The organism is Virgibacillus byunsanensis, assembly GCF_042675965.1.
Taxonomy (GTDB): Bacteria; Bacillota; Bacilli; order Bacillales; family Amphibacillaceae; genus Virgibacillus_R; species Virgibacillus_R byunsanensis.
In genome coordinates this window covers 1-13,575 of the sequence record NZ_JBHTKJ010000053.1, presented here as the reverse complement: position 1 = coordinate 13,575, position 13,575 = coordinate 1, and the positions used below count along the sequence as shown (strand labels likewise).

Here is a 13,575-nt window from a genome sequence, read left to right as displayed (position 1 = left end):
AGTAAGCGTACTTTGCTTTCTTAGATTCCCTTATGCTCTGGAGTGAAAGCCTTAGTTGCACTTATGTAGATAAGAAAGTTTTATACTTTTTTATCTACTAAAAAAGATCATGTACCTTATTATAAAGATACATGATCTAATTGAAATTATCTTGCCGCTTTTTGAAGCTTGTTGATCATTTTGAGCGCCTTTCCTGTTCCAATTGCAACGGATTCTAGTGGGTTTGGTGCAATATGAACGGGAACAATAAGTTCATGTGATAGCCATTCTTTTATACCTTTTAATAATGCCCCACCACCAGTCAATACAATACCATGATCTACAATGTCACCACTTAATTCTGGTGGACAAGTTTCCAATGTAGATTGAATCGTTGCAAATATTTGTTGAAGTAATTCTCTTAGTGCAGTGTGAATTTCAGTTGAGGTTACTGTAATCGTTTTTGGTAAACCGGTAACCATATCTCGGCCACGTACTTCCATTGTCTCTTCCTTATGGTTTGGGTGAGCATAACCAATTTCTATTTTAATATTTTCCGCTGTTCGTTCGCCAATTAAAATATTGTAGTGTTTGCGGATATGATGAATGATTTCCTCATCCATCTTGTCACCACCAGCACGTACTGAATTACAGGTTACAACACCACCAAAAGATATGATGCCAACTTCTGAAGTACCTCCACCGATATCTACAATAACATTTGCAACAGGCTCATCCACTGGTAAATCAGCACCAATTGCAGCAGCAACAGGTTCTTCAATAAGATGAACATGTTTTGCTCCATAGCTTGTAACTGCATTATGAATTGCACGTCGCTCGACAGTTGTACTACCAGAAGGTGTACATACAACAACAGTTGGTTTACGCATGGATAGACCCATTTTTTTACTTACTTTTTTCAAAAATTCCTTTAACATCTGAGCAGTAACATCATAATCCGCAATCACTCCGTCTTTCAATGGGCGAATGGGAACGATATTCTGTGGAGTCTTACCAACCATCTCTTTAGCTTCAGCTCCAACAGCTACTACCCTTTTTGTGTTCATATCTATTGCTACTACAGACGGCTCATTTAAAACAATACCTTTTGATCTCGAGTAAATAAGTATATTAGCCGTACCTAAATCAATTCCAATTTCTGCATTAGATAACATATAAGCTCCTCCAATGATGACTTTTTCTTTTATAAAATATAAGAACAATTAGGGTAATCCTAAAGTATTATTATCTTTATAGCATTTCTATACTTTATCATAGTTTCTGGGGGTAGCGAAACAACTTACATTAATTGGATTTTTCGCATCACAATAACCCCTATACTAGAAAAATATAGCGCATTCAGCATAGGAAAATCAAGTAACAATCTTATTACAAAATAGTATTTTATGTAATAAATAGTGAGTTTACGAGAGATTGTCAACATCATTTTAATTGTAATTATTTCCAATTGATTAAAATATATCCTACTAAATAATAGGTATACCCTATTTCATTACATGGAAACTTGGAAATTGATAATCTATTAATCTATTGGAAATTCCATCCACTAATATTACAAAATACCTATGCTATGATGAAATTGTAAAATAAAACAGAAAAAGGAGAGACACTATGATTAAAAACACCAGTATAATAGCCGTACTAACAGTTGCATTCATGTTTGGTGGGAATTTCCAAACAACTGTAGACGCTTCTGAAAATACGGATCAATTTAATGGACAACCAAATACTGTTCAAATTTCAATAAATAATCTATTAAATGACTACTTTAAAGATCTCCGAGGTAAATGGAAAAAGATAGAGTGGAATTGGAATAACCAATTTAATCAAGAACCAAAAGAAAAGCAACCGAAAGAGAAAGAACCTAAACAAGAGCAACCAGAAAAAGAAGTTGAGGAGCCAAAAGAACCAGCAAATTCTAGTGAACCAGAAACAAATGAACCAGCACCTAAAAAAGAAAAAGTAGAAGCTCCAACACAGCCAGAAGCTGAAAAAGAACAGCAAAACCAAGATCAAAATCAATCATCTGAACTTAGCCAATTTGAACAAGAAGTAGTAGATTTAACAAACGCTGAACGTGCAGAACAAGGACTTAGCCCACTTAAAGTCGATACCGAATTAAGTAAAGTAGCACGTGAAAAATCACGTGACATGGCAGAAAATAACTATTTTGCACACAACAGTCCAAATTATGGCTCACCATTTGATATGATGAATGAATTCGGTGTAAGCTACCGAACAGCAGGCGAGAACATTGCAAAAGGGCAACGCTCACCTGAAGAAGTAGTAAATGCATGGATGAACAGCGAAGGACATCGTGCTAACATTCTTCATGAAAACTTCTCCCATATCGGGGTAGGATTCGTAGAAAAAGGTAACCACTGGACACAACAGTTTATTGGAAAATAAGCCATAGCCTGAGGAGGCCGTCTCAAAAGTGCTTATTCAAAATTTCAATCCCCACTTTTATTAGTAATCAAGCAATCCCGTACCACTTTTATAGTGATACGGGATAATTTTTGGAATTCGTTTATTATAGAATACCTTTTGGGACAGGCTCTTTTATTTTTAGGGGTTCTTATCGTATGTGATGAACAACAAAACGAAAAATCGATTAACAAGATTGGAATCGATCAAGAGTGCAGAAAGTCGATCAGCAGGATTAGAAATCGATCAAGAGCGCAGAAAGTCGATCAACAGGATTAGAAATCGATCAAGAGAGCAGATTATCGATCAACAGACCAAATAATCGATCAAGCAACGCCCGAAATCGATCAAGAAGAGTCCATTTTCGATCAACAGAACGGAAAGTCGATCAACAGGATTAGGAATCGATCAAGAGCGCAGAAAGTCGATCAACAGGATTAGGAATCGATCAAGAGCGCAGAAAGTCGATCAACAGGATTAGGAATCGATCAAGAGAGCAGAAAGTCGATCAACAGACCAACTAATCGATCAAGCAACGCCCGAAATCGATCAAGAGGAGTCCATTTTCGATCAACAGGATTAGGAATCGATCAAGAGAGCAGATTATCGATCAACAGACCAAATAATCGATCAAGCAACGTCTGAAATCGATCAAGAAGAGTTCATTTTCGATCAACAGAAAGGAATATCGATCAAACAACGCATTCTATTTTACAAAAAAGAAAACTATCGATCTAAATCGATAGTCTCAAGTTATTTAAATATCTATATTTTTAGAAACAAGCTGCACCTACAATGATGAGTAGGATAAACAATACGACAATTAACGTAAAACCGCCGCCTCTAGCACCGGCAACAGGAGCGCCATAACCGTGTCCTCCATATCCAGGTCCATAATTCATATAATCCCCTCCATTATTTTTAGATTAATTAATATCCGTATCCAGCGTAAGCCGAACCGACGATAATTAAAAGAATAAACAAAACTACAATCAAGGCGAATCCTCCACCATATCCTACAGTATCACCCATTAATGCAACACCTCCTCATTTGTAATTAATATATGTAAGGCAAACGCATAGTGATATGGATATTCTCCCAAATTTGGGTAATTTGTTACTGTCTTCTTTCATATCATTGGAATGATTTTTTAGTAAGAATACATTCCTTACATTTCCCTCCGTACATATAATGATTATGGATTATTGACCATACGTTAAGGAGATGGAATATAGTGAAAATTCGCGAGGCTACAATTAATGAGACAAATGAAATATTAAAATATGCTCAAGAAGTATTTAAGGAATCAACAATGGGACATATGGAACCCAGCCTAGATAACGCACTTCAATTAGTTTCTCCGTTTTTATCGGAGGGAGGACATTACCTAGTTTATTTGGAGGGAAGTAAGATAAAGGGGTGGATTGGTGTTGGTAAAACATATGACATGTACACAGATGAAACGATCGGTATTATTCCAGAAGTTTATGTTTTGCCACCATTTCGAAAGCAAGGGATCGCGAAAAAATTATGTATAGAAGCGCTAAATCATTTTATAGAAAATGGGTATAATAAAGTGCAATTATATGTGTTCTCCGGAAACCATGTTAAAGAGCTTTACCATAAATTAGGATTTCAGGAAATTTCTATATTGATGGAGAAAACTTTGGATGATTAAAGGTAAAAAAGAGTACCTAATCACATTTTCTTGTGATTAGGTACTCCCATGCTTAAACTCGTTTGTTTATTAGGTTTTGGCAATTGAAAAGCAAGTAAAATCCCCAATATATTAACAAAAGCAAAAATACCAAGTGCTAAATATGGCGGTGTTAGGAATGCTTTAACTAAATAAATTAATATAATTCCGCCAGCATGACTTGCAAGCATCACAAAGCCTACAGCTGTACCTTGCTGACTTTTAGGAAAATGCTTTTCGGTCCAATCTACAATAATTGGAAATCCAGGTAGCAGAAAAAAGCCGACAAAAACAAACCAGAATGCAATCCATAATATGGATTGCCACATTGCAATCGCAAAAAAGGCTGTAGCTGCGATTGTAAATGTGATAATACCTACGAATCGGCGCAAATCTTTTTTGATTGCCCAGGTTGGTAAGATCATGGAACCGATAATCCCTGAAACGAGCATTAATGCAAGTAAAGGACCGCTAAGGGTTCCAGTTATTCCATATTGCAGGAAAATTGGCTCTAACCACGTACTTAACGTATTAAAAACACCCAATCCTATCGCCAATAAACCACTAAGTACCCATAGAAATTTATCACGTATTAGCAATGAGAGGCTTGTTGAAACATTGCCAATAATAACCTTAGAAGAAAATGGGACGGATACTAATGTGTACGTAACCCATAACATGCCTATAACAGAAGGGATGGTAAATACGATTAACACGTTCATCAATCCGCCATTTGCATATAGTAATGGACTAAGTACCATTGCGAAAATAACACCTAGAAATATCGAAACACTGGAGATGGAAATAGCCAGAGAACGATTTTTTTCAGGGAAATAGCGACTTGCGTATACGGATATAGAGTTTATGACAAATGGCTGTCCGACTGCTAATATAATTTGAATAACTAACTGCCATGTGTAATCGAAAGGGAAAATGAGTCTAGCAGCTGCTCCTAAGCCAACTGTCAGAGCCCCAAATGTTAATGCCATTCTGAAATGAGAGTCAAGCCATCTTCCTGCCGGTAATGCAATGACAATATAAACAATTGGAAATAGGGCGGTTAGTGTTCCAATTCCTCCTACACTACTATTCATATCTTTGGCGACGTCTGTTGTAATTGGTGAAAAAGTTACCCACAATATTTGTGAACTAAATATCAATAACGCATATCCAGCAAGGTGCATCCATCGATTCAAGTAATCACCTCCTATAGATTAGTTTTTTTGGATGTGAATAGTTCATTTGTGATATGCAAAAAGGTTTCTATACCGGGGAAATCTCTGAGATGTTTGGTGCAATGGGATATCTGGGAAATGTTAATGAAGCCAGTGGACTTCACTGCACTGTTAAAAGGTGCTGGCGTACATCCAGACGGCACCCTCCCTAATTAGGTGGCTACGATCAATGAACTATTACACCTTATACCTCATGAAATTTACAATTTTAATAATTACTAAAAAGGCCAAGATAGATACATACTAACGATGACATACATGATCGTTGCACTTCATAAAACTATTCCGTTTTCAGTAGAATTGTTTAACAGTTTCAGATGAGTGGAATTAGGTTCGTATCGCCCTTTACTTTATATTTGAAAATAATACGTCTACAATAGGAAGAAAGTGAGATGTTACATAGGTCTTTAGTCACTTTACTTTATATTATTGTAGCATGAAAAATGAATAATACAAAAATTCGAATAACTTTAATGATAACTAACAGACATCAATAGTGAGGTGATGGAATGGTCCAAGGTGTTGCAAACTGGAATACGGAACAAACCCGTGATTGGCTACAAAGCTATACGGATGACTGGGTATCTTTTTACCGAAAACATACTAGCGACGGGGAAGTTGCTTCGTATATCCCAGAACTTCTAAAAGCAGACCCAGACGCACTCGGGATTACGGTAATAGGAAAAAATGGGATGACATTAAGATCTGGCGATGTAAATACAACCTTTACGTTACAGAGTATTTCGAAGGTGATCAGTTTTGTTGTTGCATGTATGGAACGTGGTGTTGCCTATATGTTAGATCGAGTAGATGTAGAGCCTGCTGGAGAAGCATTTAATTCGATTATGCATTTAGAAATGAAACAGCTTAAAAAACCGTTTAATCCGTTAATAAATGCTGGAGCCATTACAGTTACGTCCATACTCGAAGGTAGAACATCCGATGAAAAATTAGAGCCAATGTTTGAATTGCTTGAGGACATGTTGGGTCACAGACCGGAATTAGACGTTGATGTGTATGAGTCGGAAAGAGATTCATCGATGCGAAATAGAGCAATTGGCTATTATTTATTAGAAACTGGATTCCTGGAATCAGACATGAGTGTTACGTTAGAAACCTATTTCAAACAATGCTCCATCGATGTTTCTATAGATGATTTGGCCAGAATCGGAATGATTTTAGCAAATGATGGAAGAGACCCAGAAACAGGTGAAGAAATTATACCCAGACAAATAGCGCGAATTACCAAGGCTCTAATGCTAACATGTGGTATGTATGACGCATCAGGTAAGTTTGCAACATATGTTGGTATTCCTGCTAAAAGTGGTGTTTCTGGAGGAATAATCGCAGCAGTTCCACCAAGAGTTCGTGATGAAGAGTTGCCTTTTCTAAGTGGTTGTGGAATTGGTGTTTATGGCCCCTCGTTAGACGATAAAGGTAATAGCATAGCAGGAATTCGTTTATTACGACATATCGCGAATCAATGGGATCTAAGTATTTTTTAGTAGATAGGAAAGTATAAAGCTTTCTTAATCTAAATAAGTGCAACTAAGGCTTTCACCAGGTGATAAGCTAAGTTTTCTAAATTTAGGGGGGGAAATTTATGTGTGGCCGATATACGTTGCTCGCAGATGAATTGGAAATATTAAACGAATTCGATTTATCACATTCAATTGATTCCTATCAGCCTAGTTATAATATTGCTCCTGGGCAAAATGTGTTGGCAATTATTCATGATGGAAATGAAAAACGAGCAGGATACTTACGTTGGGGCCTTGTACCATCTTGGGCTAAAGATGAAAAGATAGGCTACAAAATGATAAATGCACGTAGTGAAACAGCACATGAAAAACCTAGTTTTAAAAAATTGATGAGCCGTAAACGGTGCTTAATCGTAGCTGACAGTTTTTATGAGTGGCAACAGACAGAAGAGAAAAAGCAACCGAAACGTATACAAATACCTGAGCGCAACGTATTTGCTTTTGCAGGATTGTGGGACAAGTGGCAACAAGAAGACAAGGAACTCTTTACATGTACTATTTTAACAAAAGAGGCGAATGATTTTATGCAAGAAATTCACCACCGAATGCCGATCATCCTACCAAAGGATAGACAGGATGAATGGGTTACACCACATAAACAAGAACCACATGAGGTATACCAGTTTTTGCAATCGATCGAAGCGGAAAGACTTAAAGCGTACAATGTTGATCGTTATGTGAATGCAGCAAAAAATAATGATGAATTTTGTATTGCGCCGATTGCTTAATAGGTCCCATATAAAATAAAGAGGCTGTCATACAAGTTACACACTTTGTATGACAGCCTTTTGATTTCTTATTTTATGAAGCTTTTTCCTGTTCCCGTTCTTCCTTAACAACACGCAGGAACTTCTTCGTTTCGTACACAACAACACCTGAGAGACCTAGTAGACCTTCTATAGTTTTTTTTTCAAATACATCTAACATATTCCGATAAAATTCGAAAGCGTTTATAAGTCCTGTTTTAGGGAAATGTAAATAGATATAATTGGATATAATAGGGGATAGTGGAAATTATTAAACCGCCATATTATACTTTTTTTAGGATACATAATAGGATGGTAGGTGTAGAAATGATTCATGTCTTATTTATTTGTTTAGGAAATATCTGTAGATCACCCATGGCTGAAGCGGTTTTTCGCAGTCTTGTTGAAAAAGAAGGATTAGCCCAACAAATTAACATTGATTCAGCTGGAATTGGAAACTGGCATGCAGGAGAGTTGCCACATAAGGGTACAAGAGATATATTAGACCAGCAAAAAATCACCTACAGAGATATGAAGGCACGCCAGGTTCATCGTAAAGACTGGGACAATTTCGATTATATAATTGCGATGGATGAGCAGAATATAAAGGACCTGCAAGATTTGAAGGATAAGGAAAATGGTATTATAGTTGCCCGGTTGATGGATTTTGTTGATAACCCAGAAGAAGTGAATGTGCCTGATCCATATTTTACTGGTGATTTTGATTATACGTATAAACTTGTTTCTAAAGGTTGTCTTAACTTACTGAATTCTATTAGGGAAACTCATAACATATAAGATAAAGGAGAGGTTTAAAATGGGTAAACGAAATTTATTGTTAGGTGTTTTTTTAGGTGCCATTATTGGGGGATTAACAGCATTATTTAATCGTGAAACAAGATACTACACGAAGAATAAAATGAGTTTAGCTAGAAACAGAACAAATTATTATGTCAAACATCCATCAGAAACCATTCACAGTGTTAGAGTAGCATTCGACCGATTTAATGAAAGCTTTACGAGTGGTGCTGAAAATGCGATAAATGCACTGGAGCAAGTCGAAAACACACTAGATAAAATTTCAAAAAAAGAAACCATAAAGATAGATAAAACAGAGTAGCAATGTAAAAGTAGGGGGAATTAGAAGTGAGGAAGATCATGCAATTTTTAAAAGAATTGTACCAAAGAATGATGGAAGATGAAATCTTTGGTTTAGCAGCACAGCTAGCTTATTTTTTCTTGCTTTCTCTATTTCCATTCTTACTTTTTTTACTTACACTAATCGGTTATTTACCAATTGATCAGCAAAATGTGATGGAACGAATAGGGGCTTATGCTCCTAATGAAATCATGGTGCTAATTGATCAAAACGTGACACAATTGGTAAATGAACACAATGGTGGATTACTATCAATTGGCCTTATCGGAAGCTTATGGGCAGCATCTAATGGAATTAATGCGATTATGCGTGCTTTTAATAAAGCATATGATGTGAAAGAAAATCGTTCTTTTATTGTCGCGCGATTAATAGCCATTGTATTAACAGTAGCAATGGGAATTGTTATAATCATAGCGTTTTTGTTACCTATTTTTGGTAAGATGATTGGGATTTATGTTTTCTCCTTTATTGGATTGTCGGATGACTTTATCGCAATTTGGGATACACTTCGTTGGGTAATATCTTCTGTAGTATTTTTTATTGTTTTCTTGGCTCTATATAAATTAGCTCCAAATAAAAATATTAAATTAAAAAATGCAATATGGGGAGCAGTTTTCGCTACAGTTAGCTGGCAATTAATTTCCCTGGCTTTTTCTTACTATGTAACCTCTATTGGTAATTACTCAGCAATTTATGGTAGTTTAGGTGCAGTTATTATACTTATGATTTGGTTTTATATATCTGGGGTTATTATTATTGCAGGTGGCGTAATCAATTCAATCATTCGAAAAGATGGATAGCTGTCACATGATGTGACAGCTATTTTAATAATCTTAAACCGTTTAATATTACTAATATGGTACTGCCTTCGTGACCTATGACTCCAAGTGGAAGGTCAATAATTTGGAAAAAGTTCGTTGCAATTAATACTAAAATAACACTAAGAGAAAAGAATATATTTTGCTTCACTATTTTGTTCATACGGCTGGAAAGATGAATAGCATTTGTGATCTTTGGTAAATCGCTCTTCATTAAAACAACGTCGGCTGTTTCCAAAGCAACGTCAGTTCCCTCTCCCATTGCAATTCCAACATTTGCGCTTGCTAAAGCTGGTGCGTCGTTGATGCCATCGCCAACCATTGCCACATTTTTATATTTCTTTCGAAGGTCTTTTACGTAATTTACTTTTTCTTCAGGTAAACATTCAGCGATGTAATGGTCAACTCCAGCTTCCTTTGCTATAGCATGAGCAGTTTTTTCATTATCACCAGTTAACATAACAGTATGGATACCTTGTTTTTTTAACGTTTTTATTGCTTTTTGTGTATCATTTCTTATCGTGTCTTTCAGGGCGAATAAAGCAACTATTTTATCTTTATGTTTGGCAAAAACAATCGTTTTTCCTTCTTCAGCAAGTTGGTTAGCAATACCATTATGAAATTCGAAAGCATTTTTCTCACCAACTAATGCAGCTTTTCCAACTTCCCATTTTTCATCGTTAATATATGCTGACACGCCGTTTCCTACGATTGTTTTCATATCCTTTACTTCGACTGTATTTCTAAAGTTTTCCAAATCTTTAAAACTGTATTCTGTTAAAGCTTGTGCTAGTGGGTGTGTGGATTCTTTTTCAATCGAACCAACAATTGCTAAGACATTATCTATTTCAATATTAGAGTCAAAGTATGAGTCCGTTATAACAGGCTTCCCATTTGTTAAGGTGCCGGTTTTATCAAAAGCTATGGCTTTTAAATGGCTCAAGTTTTCAACATGAATACCACCTTTGAAAAGCACACCGTTTTTTGCGCTTTGTGAGATGGCGGACAGTGTTGCAGGCATAATGGAGGCTACAAGTGCACATGGAGAAGCAACAACTAAAAGAATCATGGCGCGATAGATACTTTCTGAAAATGACCAGCCAAATAAAAAGTACGGTAAAAACATCATAATGGCAACCGTTACTAATACCACTTTTACATATGTGCCTTCAAAACGCTCTATAAATAACTGAGAAGGCGATTTCTCATCCTGTGCTGTCTGTACCATTTGAATGATTTTTTGAAATAAGGTTTCATCAGCTTTTTTGGTAACTTTTACAGAAATAGATCCATCAAGTGCAACGGTACCAGCAAACACATCATGGTCATTATCTTTATTTACTGGTATGGATTCACCGGTAATTGCACTTTCATCAATGGAGGTTGCGCCTTTGGTAATTATTCCGTCAGCAGGTATTCTTTCACCTGCTCTTACCAGTACAATATCGTCAATCGTTAACGTGGAGACAGGAACTATTCGCTCCTGATCATCCTGGATTAATAAGGCTTCTTCAGGTTGCAAGTTCATCAAAGAGGAGATCTCTTTATTACTCTTGTTTAACGTATATGTTTCCAGTGCCCCTGATAAGGCGAAAATGAAGATTAGAATCGCACCTTCTGTCCAGTACCCGATCGATGCTGAACCTATAGCAGCGAAAACCATCAGCATCTCTACATTAAGTTCTTTATGAGCAATTGTTTCTTGAATACCTTCTTTCGCCTTTGCATATCCTCCAATCGCAAACGCAATTAGATGGAGAATTATCCATAGCGGATTAGAAATGTAAACAGCAAACAGCCAGGTAAGAAGAATTATAAGGCCGCTAGAAAGTGCTGCTATTAGTTCTATATGTTCACGTAATCGAACCATGAAATTTGTTGTCATCGGATTTTTAAAACGGTTAGGATTTACTGTTTTTATAGTCTTTGTGTCTGTCGTCATTTTCAATACCTCCATCCTAATTGATAATAATAATCATTACAGACTAAAAACTAATTTGTATTATTACGATTGTAATGGTAATGATAGTTTTGTTTATAATCATTATAATTTAGTATATATTATTATATTATCACTTTGCCATATAAAGTCAAGACTATTTAAACAGGAATATCAGTCTCATAGTGACTAATACAGTTTTAATTTAAGAGTAGTACAGTAAATCATTTAATTGAAAAGCATACGTTTGACTGTTATAATTTGAATGGGAAATTAATAATAACAAGAATAAAGGAGTGTTTTTATGAAAAAGTTTTACATAGGGTTTCTTTTAATAATGGTATCACTATTTATTTTAAGTGCATGTGGCAGTTCAAGTGACGAAGATAACACTAGTGAAGAAAACGACTCAAACGGAGAAAGTAGTTCGACAACCGATGAGACATGGAACGAAATTCAAGAAGCAGGTGAAATGGTAGTTGGAACATCTGGAACATTAATTGCTGCTTCTTATTATGATGGAGACGAAGAAAGTGAAGACCAATTAACTGGTTACGATGTTGAAGTAATGAAAGAAATAGCAAACCGACTTGATTTAGATATCTCGTTTGAAATAATGGGAATAGATAGTATGCTTCCAGCTGTCAATAGCGGCAGAATTGACATGGCTGCAAATGACATTGAAGCTACTGATAAACGTAAAGAAAAATTTAACTTTAGTAATCCTTATAAATATTCTTATTCTACAATGGTAGTCCGTGAAGAGGATAATTCTGGTATTGAATCATTGGAAGATCTAGAAGGTAAAATAGCAGGCGGTGGAGCAACAACTATTTATAGCCAAATTGCTGAATACTTTGGTGCAGAAATAAAAACGTATGGAAATGCTCCAAACGAATCATATTTGCGTGATGTTCATAACGGTAGATCAGATGTAATTGTAAATGACTACTATTTATCAAAATTTGGCGTTGGTGCATTTCCTGATTTCGATATTCACTTACATCCAGATTTGAAATTTCATCCTACAGAACAGGCTGCAGTTTTGCCAAAAGATGCTGATAAACTGACAGATGAAGTCAATAACGTACTAAGTGATATGCGTGAAGATGGTACATTGACAAAACTAGCCGAACAGTTCTATAAAGAAGATGCTTCACAAAAGCCAGAGGGTGATATTCAAGAAATAGAAGGCTTAGAACTTTAGGTTATATGATGAGTATATTCAATGGGTTTGATTTCGGTGGCGTATTTGATATAGAGTTAGCATTGGAAAGTTTACCTTTTATTTTAGGTGGACTTCCAATGACCCTTGTAGTTTCCTTAGCAGGCATGGCGATTGGTCTTTTATTAGGTTTGTTCTTAGCATTAGCACGTAGATCAGAAAAGTTAACACTAAGATGGCCAGCGAGGATGTACATATCATTCATGCGAGGGACACCAATGCTCGTGTTTTTGTTTCTATTATATTTTGGACTACCGGAAATAGGTATTGAATTTACAGCATTGACGGCTGCAATACTTGGGTTTGGATTGAATAGTGCAGCATACATTGCTGAAATCAATAGATCTTCATTGAACAGTATTGATCATGGTCAGTGGGAATCAGGAAAAGCGCTTAATATGAGTTATTGGAAAACATTGCGCAAAATCATTTTACCGCAAGCGACACGTATTGCTATTCCACCACTAACGAATGTTTTCATGGATATCGTAAAGGCAACTTCTCTAGCAGCGGTAATTACAGTACCAGAGCTTTTTCAAAAAACTCAAATAGCTGTTGGCAGAGAGTTCGATGCGATGACATTATACATTTTAGTTGCAATGATCTATTGGCCAACATGTGTAATTATTTCATTTTTTCAAGATCGCTTGGAAAAACGATATAGTAGATTTCTTTAAATACAAAAGACACCTTATTAAGGTGTCTTTTGTATTTAAAATAGCCTGAATTATTCATACTTCCAAGTTAAGGCATAAACTGAAATTAAAGCTAAGCACTTTTTGCTTTCT

Annotated in this window: 16 protein-coding genes; 10 read left to right on the top strand and 6 right to left on the bottom strand. The window is 36.0% G+C overall.

Going from position 1 to position 13,575, the window contains the following annotated elements; all coding sequences use genetic code 11:
* Positions 1–146 precede the first annotated feature (146 nt).
* Positions 147–1,154 (bottom strand): rod-share determining protein MreBH, encoded by a 1,008-nt coding sequence (gene mreBH / locus ACFQ3N_RS16475; protein WP_390363626.1) that lies wholly within the window; start codon positions 1,152–1,154, stop codon positions 147–149.
* A 457-nt stretch (positions 1,155–1,611) separates the two neighbouring features.
* Here mreBH and ACFQ3N_RS16470 point away from each other — a divergent pair, with 457 nt between their 5' ends.
* Entirely contained in the window at positions 1,612–2,409 is a 798-nt protein-coding gene (locus ACFQ3N_RS16470; RefSeq protein ID WP_390363625.1) for a CAP domain-containing protein, read from the top strand.
* 181 nt (positions 2,410–2,590) lie between these two features.
* Positions 2,591–2,749 (top strand): hypothetical protein, encoded by a 159-nt coding sequence (locus tag ACFQ3N_RS16465; protein WP_390363624.1) that lies wholly within the window; start codon positions 2,591–2,593, stop codon positions 2,747–2,749.
* A 451-nt stretch (positions 2,750–3,200) separates the two neighbouring features.
* Here the strand turns inward: ACFQ3N_RS16465 and ACFQ3N_RS16460 are convergent, their stop codons facing one another.
* Together ACFQ3N_RS16460 and ACFQ3N_RS16455 are read right to left on the bottom strand one after the other, a co-directional pair.
* The gene (locus tag ACFQ3N_RS16460; protein WP_390363623.1) at positions 3,201–3,329 is read right to left on the bottom strand and encodes a YjcZ family sporulation protein; all 129 of its coding nucleotides are present in this window, start codon (positions 3,327–3,329) and stop codon (positions 3,201–3,203) included.
* Positions 3,330–3,357: 28 nt separating this feature from the next.
* Positions 3,358–3,459 (bottom strand): YjcZ family sporulation protein, encoded by a 102-nt coding sequence (locus ACFQ3N_RS16455; protein ID WP_390363622.1) that lies wholly within the window; start codon positions 3,457–3,459, stop codon positions 3,358–3,360.
* A 203-nt stretch (positions 3,460–3,662) separates the two neighbouring features.
* On the opposite strand from ACFQ3N_RS16455, the gene ACFQ3N_RS16450 reads away from it, so the two are divergent.
* Positions 3,663–4,106 carry a GNAT family N-acetyltransferase gene (locus ACFQ3N_RS16450; protein WP_390363621.1) on the top strand — a complete coding sequence of 148 codons (444 nt, stop codon included), beginning with the start codon at positions 3,663–3,665 and terminating at the stop codon, positions 4,104–4,106.
* A 20-nt stretch (positions 4,107–4,126) separates the two neighbouring features.
* Here the strand turns inward: ACFQ3N_RS16450 and ACFQ3N_RS16445 are convergent, their stop codons facing one another.
* Positions 4,127–5,320, bottom strand: coding sequence for an MFS transporter (locus ACFQ3N_RS16445; RefSeq protein WP_390363620.1), 1,194 nt, complete (start codon positions 5,318–5,320; stop codon positions 4,127–4,129).
* Between the two features lie 548 nt (positions 5,321–5,868).
* On the opposite strand from ACFQ3N_RS16445, the gene ACFQ3N_RS16440 reads away from it, so the two are divergent.
* Both ACFQ3N_RS16440 and ACFQ3N_RS16435 read left to right on the top strand, forming a co-directional pair.
* On the top strand, positions 5,869–6,864 hold the full coding sequence (locus ACFQ3N_RS16440) for a glutaminase (protein ID WP_390363619.1): 996 nt from the start codon (positions 5,869–5,871) through the stop codon (positions 6,862–6,864).
* Positions 6,865–6,962: 98 nt separating this feature from the next.
* Positions 6,963–7,628 carry an SOS response-associated peptidase gene (locus ACFQ3N_RS16435; RefSeq protein ID WP_390363618.1) on the top strand — a complete coding sequence of 222 codons (666 nt, stop codon included), beginning with the start codon at positions 6,963–6,965 and terminating at the stop codon, positions 7,626–7,628.
* Between the two features lie 73 nt (positions 7,629–7,701).
* Here ACFQ3N_RS16435 and ACFQ3N_RS16430 read toward each other — a convergent pair whose 3' ends face one another.
* Positions 7,702–7,827, bottom strand: a complete 126-nt coding sequence (locus ACFQ3N_RS16430; RefSeq protein WP_390363617.1) for a hypothetical protein — start codon at positions 7,825–7,827, stop codon at positions 7,702–7,704.
* 131 nt (positions 7,828–7,958) lie between these two features.
* On the opposite strand from ACFQ3N_RS16430, the gene ACFQ3N_RS16425 reads away from it, so the two are divergent.
* The 3 genes from ACFQ3N_RS16425 to ACFQ3N_RS16415 are packed head-to-tail and all read left to right on the top strand — an operon-like array spanning position 7,959 to position 9,605.
* Entirely contained in the window at positions 7,959–8,444 is a 486-nt protein-coding gene (locus ACFQ3N_RS16425; RefSeq protein ID WP_390363616.1) for a low molecular weight protein-tyrosine-phosphatase, read from the top strand.
* A gap of 19 nt (positions 8,445–8,463) precedes the next feature.
* Positions 8,464–8,766: a YtxH domain-containing protein gene (locus ACFQ3N_RS16420; protein WP_390363615.1), complete on the top strand. Its 303-nt coding sequence runs from the start codon at positions 8,464–8,466 to the stop codon at positions 8,764–8,766.
* 26 nt (positions 8,767–8,792) lie between these two features.
* Positions 8,793–9,605, top strand: coding sequence for a YihY/virulence factor BrkB family protein (locus tag ACFQ3N_RS16415; protein WP_390363614.1), 813 nt, complete (start codon positions 8,793–8,795; stop codon positions 9,603–9,605).
* A 19-nt stretch (positions 9,606–9,624) separates the two neighbouring features.
* Here ACFQ3N_RS16415 and ACFQ3N_RS16410 read toward each other — a convergent pair whose 3' ends face one another.
* A complete protein-coding gene (locus ACFQ3N_RS16410; protein ID WP_390363613.1) occupies positions 9,625–11,565 on the bottom strand; it encodes a heavy metal translocating P-type ATPase in 1,941 nt (646 codons plus the stop codon).
* Positions 11,566–11,866: 301 nt separating this feature from the next.
* Here ACFQ3N_RS16410 and ACFQ3N_RS16405 point away from each other — a divergent pair, with 301 nt between their 5' ends.
* Positions 11,867–12,769 carry a transporter substrate-binding domain-containing protein gene (locus ACFQ3N_RS16405; protein WP_390363612.1) on the top strand — a complete coding sequence of 301 codons (903 nt, stop codon included), beginning with the start codon at positions 11,867–11,869 and terminating at the stop codon, positions 12,767–12,769.
* 8 nt (positions 12,770–12,777) lie between these two features.
* Positions 12,778–13,464, top strand: a complete 687-nt coding sequence (locus ACFQ3N_RS16400; RefSeq protein ID WP_390363611.1) for an amino acid ABC transporter permease — start codon at positions 12,778–12,780, stop codon at positions 13,462–13,464.
* Positions 13,465–13,575 lie beyond the last annotated feature (111 nt).